This window comes from Pseudomonas sp. NPDC086566 (genome assembly GCF_050280885.1).
Lineage (GTDB): Bacteria > Pseudomonadota > Gammaproteobacteria > Pseudomonadales > Pseudomonadaceae > Aquipseudomonas > Aquipseudomonas vlassakiae.
Window position 1 is genome coordinate 56,610 of sequence record NZ_JBNNWD010000002.1, and the last position, 16,368, is coordinate 72,977.

The 16,368-nt window shown below is 62.0% G+C and carries 15 protein-coding genes; 3 read left to right on the top strand and 12 right to left on the bottom strand.

Annotated features, from left to right (window positions below):
• Window positions 1–8 precede the first annotated feature (8 nt).
• Both ACQKPS_RS04440 and ACQKPS_RS04445 read right to left on the bottom strand, forming a co-directional pair.
• On the bottom strand, window positions 9–590 hold the full coding sequence (locus tag ACQKPS_RS04440; protein ID WP_254482457.1) for a hypothetical protein: 582 nt from the start codon (window positions 588–590) through the stop codon (window positions 9–11).
• Window positions 559–1,296, bottom strand: a complete 738-nt coding sequence (locus ACQKPS_RS04445) for an SURF1 family protein (protein WP_254482455.1) — start codon at window positions 1,294–1,296, stop codon at window positions 559–561. The genes ACQKPS_RS04440 and ACQKPS_RS04445 overlap by 32 nt, the downstream gene beginning before the upstream one ends.
• A 63-nt stretch (window positions 1,297–1,359) precedes the next feature.
• Between ACQKPS_RS04445 and ACQKPS_RS04450 the strand changes: the two genes are divergently transcribed.
• The gene (locus ACQKPS_RS04450) at window positions 1,360–1,563 is read left to right on the top strand and encodes a twin transmembrane helix small protein (protein WP_254482453.1); all 204 of its coding nucleotides are present in this window, start codon (window positions 1,360–1,362) and stop codon (window positions 1,561–1,563) included.
• Here ACQKPS_RS04450 and ACQKPS_RS04455 read toward each other — a convergent pair whose 3' ends face one another.
• The 4 genes from ACQKPS_RS04455 to coxB are packed head-to-tail and all read right to left on the bottom strand — an operon-like array spanning window position 1,564 to window position 5,805.
• Window positions 1,564–2,451 (bottom strand): cytochrome c oxidase subunit 3, encoded by an 888-nt coding sequence (locus tag ACQKPS_RS04455; RefSeq protein ID WP_254482452.1) that lies wholly within the window; start codon window positions 2,449–2,451, stop codon window positions 1,564–1,566.
• Between the two features lie 16 nt (window positions 2,452–2,467).
• Entirely contained in the window at window positions 2,468–3,034 is a 567-nt protein-coding gene (locus ACQKPS_RS04460; RefSeq protein ID WP_254482451.1) for a cytochrome c oxidase assembly protein, read from the bottom strand.
• A 10-nt stretch (window positions 3,035–3,044) separates the two neighbouring features.
• Window positions 3,045–4,634 carry a cytochrome c oxidase subunit I gene (gene ctaD / locus ACQKPS_RS04465; RefSeq protein ID WP_254482450.1) on the bottom strand — a complete coding sequence of 530 codons (1,590 nt, stop codon included), beginning with the start codon at window positions 4,632–4,634 and terminating at the stop codon, window positions 3,045–3,047.
• A gap of 43 nt (window positions 4,635–4,677) precedes the next feature.
• Window positions 4,678–5,805 carry a cytochrome c oxidase subunit II gene (coxB, locus tag ACQKPS_RS04470; RefSeq protein WP_254482449.1) on the bottom strand — a complete coding sequence of 376 codons (1,128 nt, stop codon included), beginning with the start codon at window positions 5,803–5,805 and terminating at the stop codon, window positions 4,678–4,680.
• Window positions 5,806–6,174: 369 nt separating this feature from the next.
• Between coxB and ACQKPS_RS04475 the strand changes: the two genes are divergently transcribed.
• Both ACQKPS_RS04475 and ACQKPS_RS04480 read left to right on the top strand, forming a co-directional pair.
• Window positions 6,175–6,819, top strand: coding sequence for a hypothetical protein (locus tag ACQKPS_RS04475; protein ID WP_254482445.1), 645 nt, complete (start codon window positions 6,175–6,177; stop codon window positions 6,817–6,819).
• A gap of 108 nt (window positions 6,820–6,927) precedes the next feature.
• Window positions 6,928–8,010, top strand: coding sequence for a hypothetical protein (locus ACQKPS_RS04480; protein ID WP_254482442.1), 1,083 nt, complete (start codon window positions 6,928–6,930; stop codon window positions 8,008–8,010).
• Window positions 8,011–8,012: 2 nt separating this feature from the next.
• Here the strand turns inward: ACQKPS_RS04480 and ACQKPS_RS04485 are convergent, their stop codons facing one another.
• The 6 genes from ACQKPS_RS04485 to prlC all read right to left on the bottom strand — a co-directional run bounded on the left by ACQKPS_RS04485 (window position 8,013) and on the right by prlC (window position 16,344).
• Window positions 8,013–9,533, bottom strand: a complete 1,521-nt coding sequence (locus ACQKPS_RS04485) for a SulP family inorganic anion transporter (protein WP_427602942.1) — start codon at window positions 9,531–9,533, stop codon at window positions 8,013–8,015.
• Between the two features lie 191 nt (window positions 9,534–9,724).
• Window positions 9,725–10,444 carry a carbonic anhydrase gene (locus tag ACQKPS_RS04490; protein WP_176508424.1) on the bottom strand — a complete coding sequence of 240 codons (720 nt, stop codon included), beginning with the start codon at window positions 10,442–10,444 and terminating at the stop codon, window positions 9,725–9,727.
• 283 nt (window positions 10,445–10,727) lie between these two features.
• On the bottom strand, window positions 10,728–11,786 hold the full coding sequence (locus ACQKPS_RS04495; protein ID WP_427602945.1) for a PA0069 family radical SAM protein: 1,059 nt from the start codon (window positions 11,784–11,786) through the stop codon (window positions 10,728–10,730).
• Window positions 11,787–11,865: 79 nt separating this feature from the next.
• A complete protein-coding gene (locus ACQKPS_RS04500; protein WP_427602947.1) occupies window positions 11,866–13,869 on the bottom strand; it encodes a M3 family metallopeptidase in 2,004 nt (667 codons plus the stop codon).
• Window positions 13,870–14,014: 145 nt separating this feature from the next.
• Entirely contained in the window at window positions 14,015–14,296 is a 282-nt protein-coding gene (locus tag ACQKPS_RS04505) for a YheV family putative zinc ribbon protein (protein ID WP_054884391.1), read from the bottom strand.
• Window positions 14,293–16,344 carry an oligopeptidase A gene (gene prlC / locus ACQKPS_RS04510; protein ID WP_427602949.1) on the bottom strand — a complete coding sequence of 684 codons (2,052 nt, stop codon included), beginning with the start codon at window positions 16,342–16,344 and terminating at the stop codon, window positions 14,293–14,295. Before prlC ends, ACQKPS_RS04505 begins: the two co-directional genes overlap by 4 nt.
• Between the last annotated feature and the right edge of the window lie 24 nt (window positions 16,345–16,368).

Consider the following 16,368-nt stretch of genomic DNA (forward strand, 5'->3'; position numbering starts at 1 on the left):
GCAGGCTCCTAGCCGATATTGGACAGCTTGAGCAGGTGGCGCAGGTCGTCGAGCACGTGTTTGCCGTTGACCTTGCCGTCGTAGCGCAGCACCAGGTTGCCGTGCGGGTCGACAATCCACAGTTGCGGGCCGGGTTCGCCGACCTTCTGCAGGTAGCGCGGGGCATCCAGCGGATAGCGTTGCAGCTGTGGATACTCACGCCCCAGCAGCACCTGATAGTCGCTGGACAATGGCTGGGCAGCGGCCAAGGCATGGCTGGCTCGGCCGGCGTCGCGGCCCAGGCCGACCTGGATCTGCCGCACCAGGTACACCAGGCGTTGGCAATCCTCGGCGCAAGCACCGGGCGCGGTCACCAGCAGTTGCCAACGCGGGTCCTCGCCTGCAATGCCTATGTCGGCGCGGCTCTCGCCATTGCCGATCATCGCGCCGTGGTAGCTACGCCCTTCCGGCACCCAGAACTTAAGTTTGTACATGCAGGTGGCCAGGATCATTGGCCCGAGCACCACCAGCAGGATCAAGATCAGCTGCAAACGCCCGCGGGCTCTGGGCTTGCTACGTTCAGGCAGGTCCAGTGGAGTGGCGGTGGCCATGCTGTTTCTCCTTGTTGTTGTGCCAGCCGAAATAGAGGTAGAGCAGTACCAGAGCAATGGCCAATGCGAACCACTGCACGGCGTAACCGAGGTGTTTTTCCGGTCCCATGGCGACGATCGGCCAGTCCAGTCGATACGCAGCCGGGCCGGGTTCCAGGCGTAATTCATGGGCAAAGCCTTCGCGATCGAGCTGCTGCCACACGTGAGTAGCGTCGACCGCAGTGAGCAGGTGCGGCCATTGCCCGCCGACGGGGTCGGGATGGAGCTGGAAACTGCTGCCTGGCGCCACATACACCGACGCGTTCAGCGCCAAGGCTTGCTCGGGGGTGTCGAAATGCACCGGCAAGCGACGGTCCGGCCATGGCAGCCAGCCACGGTTGACCAGCAGCCATAGGCCACTGGCCTGGTCATGGAAGGGTTGCAACAGCTCGACGCCGGCCTGGCCGTCACGCATGCGGTTGTCCAGCAGCACGCTGTGCCCGGCGTCAAAACGGCCGTAGAGGTGGACCCGGCGGTAGGCTGAGTCAGGCGTCTGCAACAACTGGGTGGTGGCCAGCGGGGCATCGGCCTCACGCTGGGCATAGACCTCCAGCAGGACGCGCTTCTCTTCAGCCCGGCCAAGCTGCCAACAGCCAAGCGCGATCAATCCCGGCAGCAGCGCGAGCACTACCAGGGTCGGTATCCAGCCTGGTCGGAACCGCCTCATCGCAGCCTCGCCGGGCCAATCGCTATACTTATCCACATCACCGCATCCCCCCGGAGTATCGCCATGCTCAAGGCCGCGATTGTCCTGATGCTGTTGGCCACGGTCGCCAGCCTGTTCAGTGGCCTGGTGTTTCTGGTCAAGGACGATGACAACTCGACCCGCTTGCTGAAAGCCCTGACCGTGCGGGTGACCCTCGCGGCCCTGACCATCGGCCTGGTGGCCTGGGGCTTCATTAGTGGCCAGCTGGTGTCTCACGCACCGTTCTGATCACAGCACATACACAAAGATGAACAGCCCGACCCACACCACATCGACGAAGTGCCAGTACCAGCTCGCGGCCTCGAAACCGAAGTGCTTGTCGGGGTTGAAGTGCCCGCGCAGGATGCGCACGAACATCACCATCAGGATGATCGTACCCAAGGTCACGTGGGCACCGTGGAAGCCCGTGAGCATGAAGAACGTGGCGCCATAAATGCCCGAGCCCAAGGTCAGCCCCAGCTTGGTGTAGGCCTCGTGGTACTCGTAGGCCTGCAGCGTGATGAAGCTGACACCCAGCAGGATGGTCAGCGCCATCCAGAATTTCAGCGGCCCACGATGGTCACGGCGCAGGGCGTGGTGAGCGAGGGTAATGGTCACGCTGGAGCTGACCAGCAGGATGGTATTGATGAGCGGCAGGTGCCAGGGGTCGATCACTTCCTTGGGCGGCGGGAACAGTTTCGGGTCGGGCGTGTGCAACAGCGGCCAGGTAAACTCGAACGTCGGCCATAGCATGTGCGCTACCCCTTTGGCCCCATCACCGCCCAGCCACGGCCCGGCGAGCACCCGCACATAGAACAGCGCACCGAAGAAGGCCAGGAAGAACATCACTTCCGAAAAGATGAACCAGCTCATGCCCCAGCGGAACGAGCGGTCCAGCTGCGGGCTGTACAGCCCGGCCCGGCTCTCGCGGACCACCGAGCCGAACCAGCCGAACAGCATGTAGGCCAGGAACAGCGCACCGATGAAGAAGATCAGCGGCCCGTGCGACGAGGGGTGGCCGGCCTTCATGTCGTTGAACCAGATGCCAAGCCCGAACACCGTGATGAACATGCCGATGGTGGCGATGATCGGCCATTTGCTCTGCGCAGGAACGTAGTAGTGCTCATGACTTGCCATTGCTGTTCTCCTTCCCTCAACGGGCGCCCTGGACGTCCTGTACCGCGGCATGGGCGACCGGCGGGTGACGCGCAGTGATGTCGAACAAGGTGTAGGCCAGTGTCAGGTGTTTCACGCTGGCCGGCAGGTCGCGGTCGACGATGAAGCGCACCGGCATCTCGATGCGTTCGCCAGGCTGCAGCACCTGCTGGGTGAAGCAGAAGCACTCGGTCTTGTGGAAGTACGCCGCGGCCTCGGCCGGGGTGATGCTGGGTATCGCTTGCGCACTCATCGGCCGGTTGGTCGGGTTGTGCGCGATGAAGATCATCTGGTTCACCGCTCCCGGGTTGACCTCGAGCTCGTCACCGGTGGAGTAGAAGTCCCAGACCATGTCGCTGGCGTTGGTCGACATGAACTGCACCCGCACCGAGCGCGTCGGGTCGCTGACCTGGCTGCCCTCGTACTGCACGCCCGTCTTGCCGTTGATGCCGAAGGCCTTGCACATCACGTCATACATCGGCACCAGGGCAAAGCCGAAGGCGAACATCACCACCGTCAGCAGCAGCAGGCGAGTGACCAGGCGCTTGAGTGACGAGCCGTTCATGGCGGCGCTCCTACTTCACTTCCGGCGGGGTCTGGAAGGTGTGGTAGGGCGCCGGCGATGGGATCGACCATTCAAGGCCCTCCGCTCCATCCCAGGGCTTGGCCGGGGCGGGTGCGCCGCCACGGATGCACTTGATGACGATGAACAGGAAGAAGACCTGCGTGGCGCCAAACAGGAAGGCGCCGATCGACGACACCATGTTGAAGTCGGCGAACTGCAGGTTGTAGTCCGGAATACGCCGCGGCATACCGGCCAACCCCACGAAGTGCATGGGGAAGAAGGCCATGTTCATGCCGACGAAGGACAGCCAGAAGTGCAACTTGCCCAGGGTTTCGTCGTACATGTGGCCGGTCCATTTCGGCAGCCAGTAGTAGGCCGAGGCAAAGATGCCGAAGATCGCCCCGGGCACCAGCACATAGTGGAAGTGCGCCACCACGAAATAGGTGTCGTGGTACTGGAAGTCCGCCGGGGCGATGGCCAGCATCAACCCGGAGAAGCCGCCAATGGTGAACAGGATGACGAAGGCGATGGCGAACAGCATCGGCGTCTCGAAGCTGAGCGAGCCCTCCCACATGGTGCTGACCCAGTTGAACACCTTCACCCCGGTGGGCACGGCGATGAGCATGGTGGCGTACATGAAAAACAGCTCGCCGACTACCGGGATGCCGACCACGAACATGTGGTGGGCCCACACGATGAACGAGAGGAAGGCAATCGCGCCGGTGGCGTAGACCATCGAGGTGTAGCCAAACAGTGGCTTGCGCGAGAACGCCGGGATGATCGAGCTGACCGCACCGAACGCCGGCAGGATCATGATGTACACCTCGGGATGGCCGAAGAACCAGAACACATGCTGGAACAGCACCGGGTCACCGCCACCAGCGGCGCTGAAGAAGCTGGTGCCGAAATGGATGTCCATCAGCATCATGGTCACTACCCCAGCCAGCACCGGCATTACCGCGATCAACAGGAATGCGGTGATCAGCCAGGTCCAGACGAACAGCGGCATCTTCATCAGGGTCATGCCCGGGGCGCGCAGGTTGAGGATGGTGGCGATCACGTTGATCGCGCCCATGATCGAGCTGATGCCCATCAAGTGGATGGCAAAGATGAAGAAGGTGACGCTGGCCGGCGCATAAGTGGTCGACAGCGGGGCGTAGAAAGTCCAGCCGAAATTCGGCCCGCCGCCCGGGCTGAACAGGGTCGAGACCAGCAGCAGGAAGGCCGCCGGCAGCAGCCAGAAGCTGAAGTTGTTCATGCGCGGCAGGGCCATGTCTGGCGCGCCGATCATCAGCGGGATCATCCAGTTGGCCAGGCCGACGAACGCCGGCATCACCGCGCCGAAGACCATGATCAGGCCATGCATGGTGGTCATCTGGTTGAAGAACGCCGGCTCGACGATCTGCAACCCGGGCTGGAACAGCTCGGCGCGAATCACCATGGCGAACGAGCCGCCGAGCAGGAACATCATGAAGGCGAACCACAGGTACATCGTGCCGATGTCTTTGTGGTTGGTGGTCAGCACCCAGCGCATCAAGCCCTTGGCCGGGCCGTGGGCGTGGTCATGGCCGTGGGCGTGGTCGTCGATCACTGCACTCATGTCCTGTCTCCTGCAATCCACTGATTGCCGCGCAAAACCCGGTTCACTTGGCTTCTGCCTGCTTGAGCGCCAGCACGTCCTTCGGCGTGACCATGTCGCCCTTGTTGTTGCCCCAGGCGTTGCGCTCGTAGGTAACCACGGCGGCGATGTCGACTTCCGAGAGCTGCTTGCCGAACGCGGCCATTGCGGTGCCGGGGCGGCCATGGAACACCACGCCCAGATGGTCTTCCTTCGGCCCGGTGGCCACTTTCGATCCCTTGAGCGCCGGGAACATCGGTGGCAGGCCCTGGCCCTCGGCCTGGTGACAGGCCACGCAGGTGGTGTGGTAGACCTTGTCGCCACGCTCGACCAGTTCTTCGAGGGTCCAGTCCTTGCTGGTCAACTCCTTGAGCTTGGCCGCCTCGGCCTTGCGTTCGCCGAGCCAGGTGTCGTAGTCGGCCTTGGACTTGACCTCGACCACCACCGGCATGAAGCCGTGGTCCTTGCCGCACAGCTCGGTGCACTGGCCGCGGTAGATGCCGGGCTTCTCGATACGGGTCCAGGCTTCGTTGACGAAGCCGGGGATGGCGTCGCGCTTGACCGCGAAGGCCGGCACCCACCAGGAGTGGATGACGTCGGCGGCGGTTACCAGGAAGCGCACCTTGGCACCCACCGGCAGTACCAGCGGCTGGTCGACTTCGAGCAGGTAGTGCTCGTCCTTGGGTGCCTTGTTGTGGATCTGATCAGCCGGGGTTGCCAGGTTGCTGAAGAACTCCACGTCCTGGCCCAGGTACTTGTAGTGCCACTTCCACTGGTAGCCGGTGACCTGGATGTCGATGTCCGATTCGCTGGCATCGTAGATGTCGATCAGGGTCTTGGTGGCCGGAATGGCCATGGCCACGAGGATCAGGAAGGGGACGATGGTCCAGAGGATTTCCACCCAGGTGTGCTCGTGGAAATGTGCTGGCTGCTGCCCGGTGGAGCGGCGATGGATGACCATCGACCAGAACATCGCGCCGAATACCACGACGCCGATGATCACGCAGATCCAGAAGATCGTCATGTGCAGGTCGAACACGGCGTTGGAGACTTCCGTCGCCCCCGGGTGCATGTTCACGGTCCAGGCGGCGTTGGCCTGGCCAAGAACCGACCACAACAGCAGGCCCATCCAGACAGGTGGATGTCGCATCATTGCGGGTTCCCCTTCTCGTTCTTGTAGTCCCGGAGGCGTGGCCTGCGGCAAGAGGGAACGGCGGTCAAGACTGCCTGGCTTCGACGACCGAGCCCCTGCAAAAAGCAGTCGGGCCTCATCAACGAATCACGTTCAAGCGGAGTATAGACAGCGACCAATGCCACGCAACGACGCTGGCGAAATCAACCTGAAGAAACGCTCGAACCCGAGCAAAAGCCCGGGCTTGAGCGGATATGGCAAAATAGTGGCGATCGCATATGCCGAACTGCGCACACGTTTGCGGGATTTATAACAAATGCGTCTTAGGTATTCTGTATACCGAGCTAACTTAGTGTCTTCCGTTTGAAACGTCTTGTCCCTGGAGTTGTCATGAACATCGCTGCTGTACGCGAGCAGATTAGCCAAGCCCACGATCATGAAAGCCGCACCGGCCAACTGAAAAAGCGTCTCGAGCTGCAACTGCCTCACCTGCACCCCTCGATCCAACTGCCTGAGCAGGACGCCCAGGGTACTTTGGCGCGCTTCGTCAGCGCTTACATCGATCAGGTTCCGGAACTGCTGGAAGCCGCCCACACTGTGGCGCGCGAAGCCGGGATCGAGTCGCAGATCAAACCTGTACTGAAAATTGCCGAAGCCTATTTCCTGCAGCCGCCAAGCGTGATGCAGGGGCATGTCGGCCTCGACTGTCTGCTGGATGAAGCCTACCTGGCGCACCGTCTGGTAGAGGAGGTCAACGACCTGTACATCCGCCACTTCCAGCAACCCCTGATCCCGGTCGATACCACGGTGGCCAACCTCATCGCCCACCAACTGATCGGCGAAACCTTCGCCAACCAGCTGGATGAGGTGGTGCATCATTCGGTGGACGAGATGCTGGACGACGAAAGCTTCGCCGCAGAGTCGGTGGAAGCCTACCGTGAAACGCTCAGCAGCCCGCAAACCGGTGAAGCCTGGAAACGCTGGCCATGCCTGTCGCGCCAGCTGAATGTGGAGTTCGGCCAGGCCAGCGCCTGACCTGCAGCCCGGGCGAGGGAAAACGCTCCCGCTGCTGCACCCCGCCTTCGATCATTACTGTCATCAGGCCGCCTCCGGGCGGCCATTTTCCACTTTCAGGTGATGACAATGACGATCAGAAGAAACAGGATTTATACGGACCTGCTGCGCGGAACCTATCCAACGATATGGGGCAACTGGGGCCTCAATCCCTCCATCAAGCCGGGCGCGGTCGGCATCATCGACGCCGACACCGGCGACTTCAAGCTGGTCGTCGATTGCCTTCCGGGCGTCGAAATCAGCAAGAGTCAGCAAAGCCGCAAGTGGGATTTCAAGTCATCTGGCGTGACGTGCAACCGCATCAACGCCAATGTCGGCGGGATGATCTTTGACCCGAACACAGGTGCCGAGGTCAAACCCGATGCTGCGCTGGAATGGACCTTCGACAAGGAGAATTCCATTACCTCGGAGTTCGCGATCAGCGGTGAGCACGCCATCAGCAACCTTGCCATCGTTGCCGATCAGTACGATTGGCTGCTCGGCCAGGCGCGCAAGTTGAACATGGCGACCAGCGCTGGCATCTCCGAAGGCTTCGGCGTGGTGACCTCGGTGATCTACGCCAGCAGTGGCCTGAATGCGGTGGCAAAGAAGAGCAAAGCCAGCTTCACCGTCTCAGGTAGCGCAAGCGGGCTCAACCGCCTGCTCGGTGAAGACGGCATCAACGGCAGTGGCAAGGCGAGCTACGTGTTCACCAGCAACGCCAGTGAAGTCGAGATGCATACCTTGCCGGCAAAAAGCGGTGAGGTAGCAACCGAACCACTGCCTGTCGCCTACACCTTTGCCTCGTTCGCAGGCAGCCGCGTGCTGATCCCCAGCTGGGTCGGCAAGATCGGTGTGCTGAACCTGCTGGTGGATAGCAAGGCGTCATCCTTCACCACCTACACCACCAAGGTCACACTGACCTACCAGACCCCCGAAGGCCCGATCAAAGAGTCCAGGACCATCGTCGGCGGAAGTTCGACCAGCTTCGGGGAAATCCCCCTGACCGCCACTGAGATGGTACTGACCGCGGAGTTCATCAACCTCGGCTCCAACACGCGCAAGTCGATGAGGTGGAACACGCCCGCCAGCGAGTGGCTGGGCGGCACCCGCACCGTGAACCTGACAGGTACATGGCCGGGTGCACCGGGGATGATCGAGGTCAAGCGCTGACCTCAGGCGCCAGCAACACTGCGCAAGCGGCCCTCCACCCTGCGCTTGAGGCCTCGCTGCTCGATACGCAGCGTGGAGCCGCTGGTCTTGCTCCAATCCTCCAGCAGTTCCAGGCATGAATGGTCGATGTAGGTCAGGTTGGCCAGCGGAACATGCAGGGTGGTGCCGGCTGGCACGCTATCCAGCACCTGGGTCAGTGCTGGTACCTTGAGGAACGTAGCCGCCCCGCTCAGGCGCAACTCCATATGGCCGCGGGGCTCGAGCTGGACAAGGCAGATTTTCAGGCGCGCGGCCTTGAACGCCAGCTTCAGCAGTGTCAGGGCAAAGCCCAGCAGTACCCCCGTCAACAGGTCGGTGAAGATGATCGCCATGGCCGTCGCCACGTAGGTGAACATCGGCATCCGCCCATAGCGGCTCAGGCCTCGCAGCGCCTTGAAATCGACCAGTTTGATGCCGGTGAACACCAGCACACCCGCCAGGCTCGCCACCGGAATCTGCTGCAGCACGCTACTCAGCACCACCACGAACGCCAGCAACCACAGTCCATGCAAGATCGCCGAGACACGGGTTTGCGCGCCTGCCTGGACGTTGGCCGAACTGCGCACGATCACCCCGGTCATCGGCAGGGCGCCGAGTACACCACAGAGCATGTTGCCGATACCCTGCGCCGACAGTTCACGGTCGAAGTCCGAGCGTTGGCCGCTGTGCATGCGGTCTACCGCTGCTGCCGACAGCAGCGTCTCGGCACTGGCGATGAAGGCCAAGGCGAATGCCGCCACCAACAAACCTGGATCAGCAAGCTTCAGCAGGTCGTCCGGGCGTATCCAGTCGATGGCTTCGGACAGGTCTGCCGGTACTTGCACCCGATTCACCGGCAGCGCCAGCCACATGGCGATCGCGGTCATCGCCGTCACGCCCAGCAAGGCGCCCGGCACGAAGCGCAGCTTTTGCGGCCGCAGGCGTTCCCAACCCCACATGATGGCGATCGTGCCCAACCCCAGCGCGCCAGCCATCCAACCGGAGCCGGCGCTTTCCTGAGGCAGGGCCGCAGCCAAGGTGGCTGGGAACTCCAGAAGGTTCTGCAGGCCCGACGGCTGGGGCGCCGTGTCGAACATCACGTGCACCTGTGACAACACGATCAGCACACCAATACCCGCGAGCATGCCGTACACCACGGCAGGCGCCGTGACACGGAACCAGCATCCCAGGCGCAAGCGCCCAGCCAGCAATTGCAGAATCCCCGCGAGTAGCAGGATAGGCCCAAGCATCGCCATGCCATGTTGACGCACCAGCTCGAACACCAGCACCGCCAGGCCTGCTGCCGGGCCGCTGACTTGCAGCGGCGAACCCGCCAGGAAGCCAACCACAATGCCACCGATGATACCGGTGATCAGCCCCTTGGCTGGCGGCATGCCCGACGCAATCGCAATACCCATGCATAACGGCAGGGCGACCAGAAAGACCACCACCGACGCCAGCAACTCGCGCGGCAGGGCCGCTTTCAACTGTGTCATGTTCACCATCGTTCTCCTTTCTCTGTCGCACGGCCATTCCCCTGGCCGTGGGCACGTGTGGCCCCTGACGAGCGCGCAGGCGCGAGCCGCCAGCGAGTTCGCCGGCAGGGCAGTCAGGGCATTTTCAAGGCAGCCGAAGGCCGCGCCACACCCGCGATGGGTGCAGCCGGCTATTCAATGTTCAGCTGTGGACGGGTCGCTTAGTAGCGGCCTCTCGGAGTAGCGCAGGGCACGGGCTCGCCTGCGGTCAGTGGCATGAAGCTGTCACTGGCTGCGTCGTAGGCCTCGATCTTGCTGGTCTCGATGTCGTAGACCCAGCCATGGATGAACAGCTCACCCGCTGCCAGGCGCGAAGCCACCGACGGGTGGGTGCGCAGGTGATGCAGCTGGGCGATGACGTTTTCCTTGGTCAGCACTTGCATGGTTTCGTGCTCGCTACCGCAAGAACAGTTGTTCTCGACCACGGTGCGGGCCACTTCGGCGTGACGCAACCAGGCGGAAACAGTCGGCATCTTGGTCAGCGACTGCGGGTTCAGCACCGCTCGCATGGCGCCACAGTCAGAGTGGCCGCAGACGATGATGTGGTGCACTTTCAGCGCCAGCACGGCGTACTCGATGGCGCTGGAAACGCCGCCGTTCATCTGGCCATAAGGCGGCACTACGTTACCGACGTTACGGGTGACGAACAGGTCGCCCGGCGAGCTCTGGGTAATCAGCTCGGGAACGATACGCGAGTCGGCACAGGTGATGAACATGGCGCGCGGGGTTTGCGCGGTGGCGAGCTTCTTGAACAGCTCCTGCTGCTCAGGGAAGACGTCATGGTGAAAGCGCAGGAAGCCGTCGACGATGTGCTTCAGAGCGGCATCGGCGCTCTCCGCTGGAGCTGGCGGAACGACCTTGGATGGGTCCTTTACGGGCATGATTCATCCTCTTGACGGTGTGTTGGTAAATCCATTTTACCGGTGAAAGATTCTGGCTATGCGCAGATTTAGATGACACGCACGGGCGATAAATCACAGTCTTCGTTGACCGGATCCCTACGCTAGCGAGGAAAACTTAATTGAAACTTAATTCGGAGGCTCTAGAACGGGTGTTCCAGATCGAAAAGGCGGGATCTGAATAATAGCAAAAAAGCATCAACTGCCAAGCGTCATTAGCACAATTATTATCTCGGATTAGCTGAGCTGGGGATGGCCCTTGTTATCAGAACAGCGCCATTTGCCCGCCCGGCGGGCAGAACGCCGAGCAGTCAAGGGCCTGTGCCTCGCGCCCGGCAAAGTCCAGGCGCTTCATCGCCTTGGCAAAACGTTGTGCGAGCAATTCGGCAAAGACTCCTTCGCCACGCATCCGTGCACCAAAGCGGCTGTCATACAACTCGCCACCTCGGCTCTGCCGTATCAGGCTCAGCACATGGGCCGCGCGTTGCGGGTAATGGTCCTGCAGCCACTGCTCGAACAATGGCGCCACTTCCAGCGGCAGGCGCAGCATCATGTAGGCGGCGCTCTGCGCACCCGCCTCCTTGGCAGCCTCCAGCAAGTGCTCCAGTTCGCTGTCGTTGATCATCGGAATCATCGGCGAGCACAAGACACCTACCGGCACACCGGCTTCGCGCAAGACGCGGATGGCCCGCAACCTCGCCTTGGGTGAAGCTGCGCGGGGCTCAAGCACCCGCTTGAGGTCGTCGTCCAGGGTAGTGAGGCTGATCATCACCCGTGCCAGGCGTTGCCTGGCCATGTCCGCCAGCAGGTCGAGGTCGCGCAAAACCAGCGCGCCCTTGGTGACGATGGTCACCGGATGGCGAAAACGCAACAGTACTTCCAGCACCCTTCGTGTCAGCTGTTGCTCACGCTCGATGGGCTGATAGGGGTCGGTGTTGGAGCCCAGGTTGATCGGCGCACAGACGTAGCCCGGTTTGCTCAACTGCTGTGCAAGCACCTCGGCGGCATTGGTCTTGGCTATCAGCTTGGTCTCGAAATCCAGGCCAGGGGAGAGGTCCCAGTAGGCATGCGAAGGGCGGGCATAGCAGTAGATGCAGCCATGCTCGCAACCTCGGTAAGGATTGATGGAACGGTCGAAGGGCAAGTCCGGTGAGGTGTTGCGGCTGATGACCGACTTCGCGGTTTCAATCCGCACCTCGGTACCCTGCGTCTGCGGTACTTCTTGATACCAACCGTCATCCTCGGCAACCGAATGGCTCGGGGCGAAGCGGTTGTGCGGATTGTGCGCCGTGCCACGGCCCTTTTTTGCTGCAGGAAAGATCATCGGCAGGCCTCATGCTGTATGCATGAACAGTATATCGGCTTGGATGATCTTTCCAGCACCTCTGGTCAGCGCAGCCTGCTCAGGCCAGACCATGCCAGTGCAGATAGGGACCGAGGTCAACCGGTCGCCCGAGAAACGCTTCAATGCTTGTCAACAATGGACGCGCCGAGCCATGGGCAAGCAATTCTTCTTGCAGTGCCCGCCCCGTCGCACGGTCCAGCAAGCCATTGGTCCTGAACCGCGAGAACAGATCGAAAGCATGCACATCGGACCACACGTACGCGTAGTAGCCGGCGTCATAGTGGTCGACCAGGTAATCGAATGCATGCGCCGGGTTCTCGAAATCCTCCAGAGGCCAGTAGCCGCAAAGTTCCCGTGCAGCATCGAGCCGCTGCTGCAAGCTCTGGCCGTCATCCGGCGAGGCATGCAGGTCCAGATCGAACAATGCCATCACCAGGTTCTGCGCGGCGCCTTCAACCTCTTCTCGCTGCAATGCGGCCAGTAGCGTCCTTGTTTCTTCCAGGCCCAGTTTCTCGCCGGAATCCTTGTGTGACGAGATATCGACTAGATAATCCGGCTCCCACGCCCAACGTTCCAGCAGCTTGCCGTACGTCTCCACACCATCGGTGCCCAACAGGCTCACCGCAGAGCCGACGTGAGTCGTGGTACGCACCAGCAGATGGTGCAATGCGTGCCCGAATTCATGATGAATCTTGCGTAGAGCAAAGTGGTCGAGCAGTGGCGGCTCCTGGCCGAGGCCGGCAGGCACATCGGTGAATACCATCACCACCGCCGCCTGATAGACGCCTTCGGCATCGACCCGGCGATTGCGCACGTAGCGCGTCTCGACCAGATCGGCCTGTTTACCAGGGTACTGAACGGCATCCAGATACAGCAGCCCAATGTAGGCATGGTCCTGCCAGACTTCAAAAGCCATCACGCTCTCGTGCCAGGTCGCGATCGGCTTGGCGTCGTTACCGGCTTTCAGCGTCAAGCCGAACACTTGTTGCGCCATTCGCGCCAGGCTGGCGACGACTTTGGCCAGAGGGAAATACTCGCGAAACGTTGCCATTGGCAGCGACGCCTGCGCGGTGTCGCCAGCCCTGTGTACATACAACCGGTCCCAGGGCCGCAGCTGGTCGATCCCGAGGCCCTCGGCGCGAGCATCCAGCTGCTGGCGTAACTGGCCCATGGCGGGTTTGATGTTGCCGGCCAAGACCTGCAGGAACCCTTGCACCTGTTGAAGGCTGCCGGCACTCTTCTCGCGCAGGCTCAGCGATGCGTGATCGGAAAAGCCCAGCAATTTCGCTTTCTCTGCGCGAACGGTTGTCAGCTCTGCAAGGATTTTCCCATTGTCCTGCGAATCGTCCGCGCTGACTCCGCGCGTGTGATATCGACGATAGACGACTTCACGCAGTGCCCGATTGCTGGCCACAGCCATTACGTCACGGGTCCAGTGGTCGTCCGCCGGGATCAGCCAGCCTAGCGTACCGGAAGCTTCGGCATTGGCGCGCAATTCTTCGCGCATGCGCGGGCTGAACCCACCCAGCAGCTGCTCATCCGACACAAGAACGCCTTCCCGGGCGATGTTGGCCCGGTAGCGGGCCTCCAGATCGTGGATCCTGGCTTGCGCATCCGCCAGCAATTGCAACTCGGCCTCATCGAGCAAGGCGCCCTTGAGCCTGAATTGCCTGATGTACCACTGGATGACTGCGCGTTCATGCGCATCCAGGTTCTGGCCCTGGGGGCTCTGCGCCAACTGCACATAGCAAGCCTGCAGCGCCTTGTTCGACAGCTTCTGTTCATAGCGAAGTATCAGCTTGCCATACAGCTCACCCAGCAGTGCGGCCCAGGCGTCACCCTTGAAGGTAAGCGGGGAGGCAGCGAACAGCACAGCCTGCAGCTGTGCATCCAATGCATCCACCGCCAGCACCAGATCGTCCCAGGTCGGCAACGTTTGTTGCGCGGCGATGATCCGTAGGATGCCCTGCTGATGGGCATCGAGCGCCACATCGAACGCTGCGCGCAGGTTATCCAGCGTCACCGCCGCATAGTCGACCGGTGTTCCGCTGCCTTGCAGCAATGGATTGGAGTTTTGCACGGCACATCACCTTGTTCTGTTTGAGGAACAAGCGAGCTTGCTATGCCAGACAAAAAGTGGGGGGGTGACTATCTACCACCCCGGGCACATGCCTGCCCGGGCACCCGGCCCGGGCGGCACGACGGCTTCACTCAGCCGGTTTCTTCAGTTTTGGGTTAGGAAAGAACTGTACAGTCTGAACCTTGGCTGGTGCCGCCTTGGGCGCCAGCTGGTTGACCCGCGTGCCGAGCTCCTTGGGCACCGACAGGCCCTGTTCGTTGAGGGTGTCGGTGAAGCCACAGGCCACGCACTCGCGATGCGGCACGTCGTCTTCGCTCCACATCATAAGCTTGTCGGGCTCGCTGCACGCCGGGCATACCGCCCCGGCGATGAAGCGTTTCTTGGTCTTGTTCACAGCTACCTCGCTCATGCCGCAGCGTCCTCGGTCAGGCCGCTGTGGCGTAGCAATGCATCAATGGAAGGTTCACGCCCACGGAAGTCCACGAACAGCTCCATGGGTTCGCGCGAACCGCCGCGGGCCAGGATCGCTTCACGGAATGCGCGGCCAGTGTCGGCATTCAGCACGCCTTCTTCCTCGAAGCGCGAGAAAGCATCGGCCGACAGCACTTCAGCCCACTTGTAGCTGTAGTAGCCCGCCGCGTAACCGCCCGCAAAAATGTGCGCGAAGCTGTTGGGGAAACGGTTGTACGCCGGCGGGCGCATCACCGAGACCTCGTCGCGCACGCCGTCGAGTACCTGCAGCACGCTGCGGCCGTCACCGTGGCTGGCGTGCAGCTCGAAGTCGAACAGCGAGAACTCCAGTTGGCGAACCATCATCATGCCCGACTGGAAGTTTTTCGCTGCGAGCATCTTGTCCAGCAAGTCCTGGGGCAGGGCCGCGCCGGTTTCGTAGTGGCTGGAGATCAACGCCAGGCCTTCAGGCTCCCAGCACCAATTCTCCATGAACTGGCTCGGCAGCTCGACCGCGTCCCAAGCCACGCCGTTGATGCCGGACACACCGGCATGCTCGATGCGGGTCAGCATGTGGTGCAGGCCGTGACCGAACTCGTGGAACAGGGTGGTCACCTCATCGTGGGTCAGCAGCGCAGGCTTGCCAGGCGCGGCCGGGGTGAAGTTGCACACCAGGTTGGCCACCGGGCTCTGCAGCTCGCCGCCTGCTGTACGGCGGCGGTCACGGGCGCCGTCCATCCAGGCACCGCCACGCTTGTTGGCGCGGGCATAGAGGTCGAAGAAGAAGCGGCCGACGTGCTGGCCGTTTTCCTTGATCTCGAACAGGCGAACGTCCGGGTGCCAGCTGTCGAAGCCTTTGAGTTCGGCGATTTCGATGCCGTACAGGCGCTGGACAATGCTGAACAGGCCGCTGAGCACTTTGTCGATCGGGAAATAGGCGCGCAGGGTCTCCTGCGACACGCTGTAACGCTGCTCGCGCAGCTTCTCGCCGAAATAACCGGCGTCCCAGCTGGCCAGCTCAGGGCAGCCCTGCTCGGCGGCGTAGGCCTTGAGCTGCTCCAGGTCCTGGGCGGCAAACGGCTTGGAACGCTTGGCCAGGTCGCGCAGGAAACTCAGCACCTGGTCGCTGGACTCGGCCATCTTGGTCGCCAGGCTCAGCTCGGCGTAGTTCTTGTAACCCAGCAGCCCAGCCAGTTCCTGGCGCAGGTCGAGGATCTGCTGCATCACCGGGCCGTTGTCGAACTGGCCGGCGTTCGGGCCTTGGTCCGAGGCACGGGTGCAGTAGGCCGCGTACAGCTCTTCACGCAGGGCGCGGTCGCTCGCGTAGGTCATCACCGCGTAGTAGCTGGGGAATTCCAGGGTGATCAGCCAGCCGTCGAGGCCCTTGGCCTGGGCGGCAGCGGCCATCTGCGCCTTGGCTGAATCGGTCAGCCCAGCCAGCGCGGCTTCATCGGTGACGTGCTTGGTCCAGGCCTGGGTGGCGTCGAGCAGCTGATTGGAGAAGCGGCTGCCCAGTTCGCTCAGCTTGCTCTGCACCTCGGCATAACGCTGCTGCTGGTCGGCCGGCAGATCGATACCGGACAGGCGGAAGTCACGCAGAGCGTGGTCGAGGATAGTCTTCTGCGCCACGTCGAAGCCAGCGGCTTCCGGGCTGTTGGCCAGTGCCTGATAGGCTTCGAAAAGCGCACGGTTCTGGCCCAGTTCGGTAGAGTAGGCGCTCAGCGCTGGCAGGCAGGACTCATAGGCCTCGCGCAGCTCCTGGCTGTTGCACACTGCATTGAGGTGACTGACCGGGCTCCAGGCGGCGGCCAGGCGGTCGTTGAGTTCGTCCATGGCCAGCACCAGGCCGGCCCAGGTAGGGTGGTCGCCCTGCTGTTCGAGAATCTGGGCAATGGCTTTACGGTTGTCGGCCAGGATCGCTTCGATCGCCGGCAACACGTGTTCGGCACGGATTTGCGAGAAGGGCGGCAGATCGTAGGACTGCAGAAGTGGGTTGTTCGCACTCACGGTTTGGATACCTTGGCAGAAGAA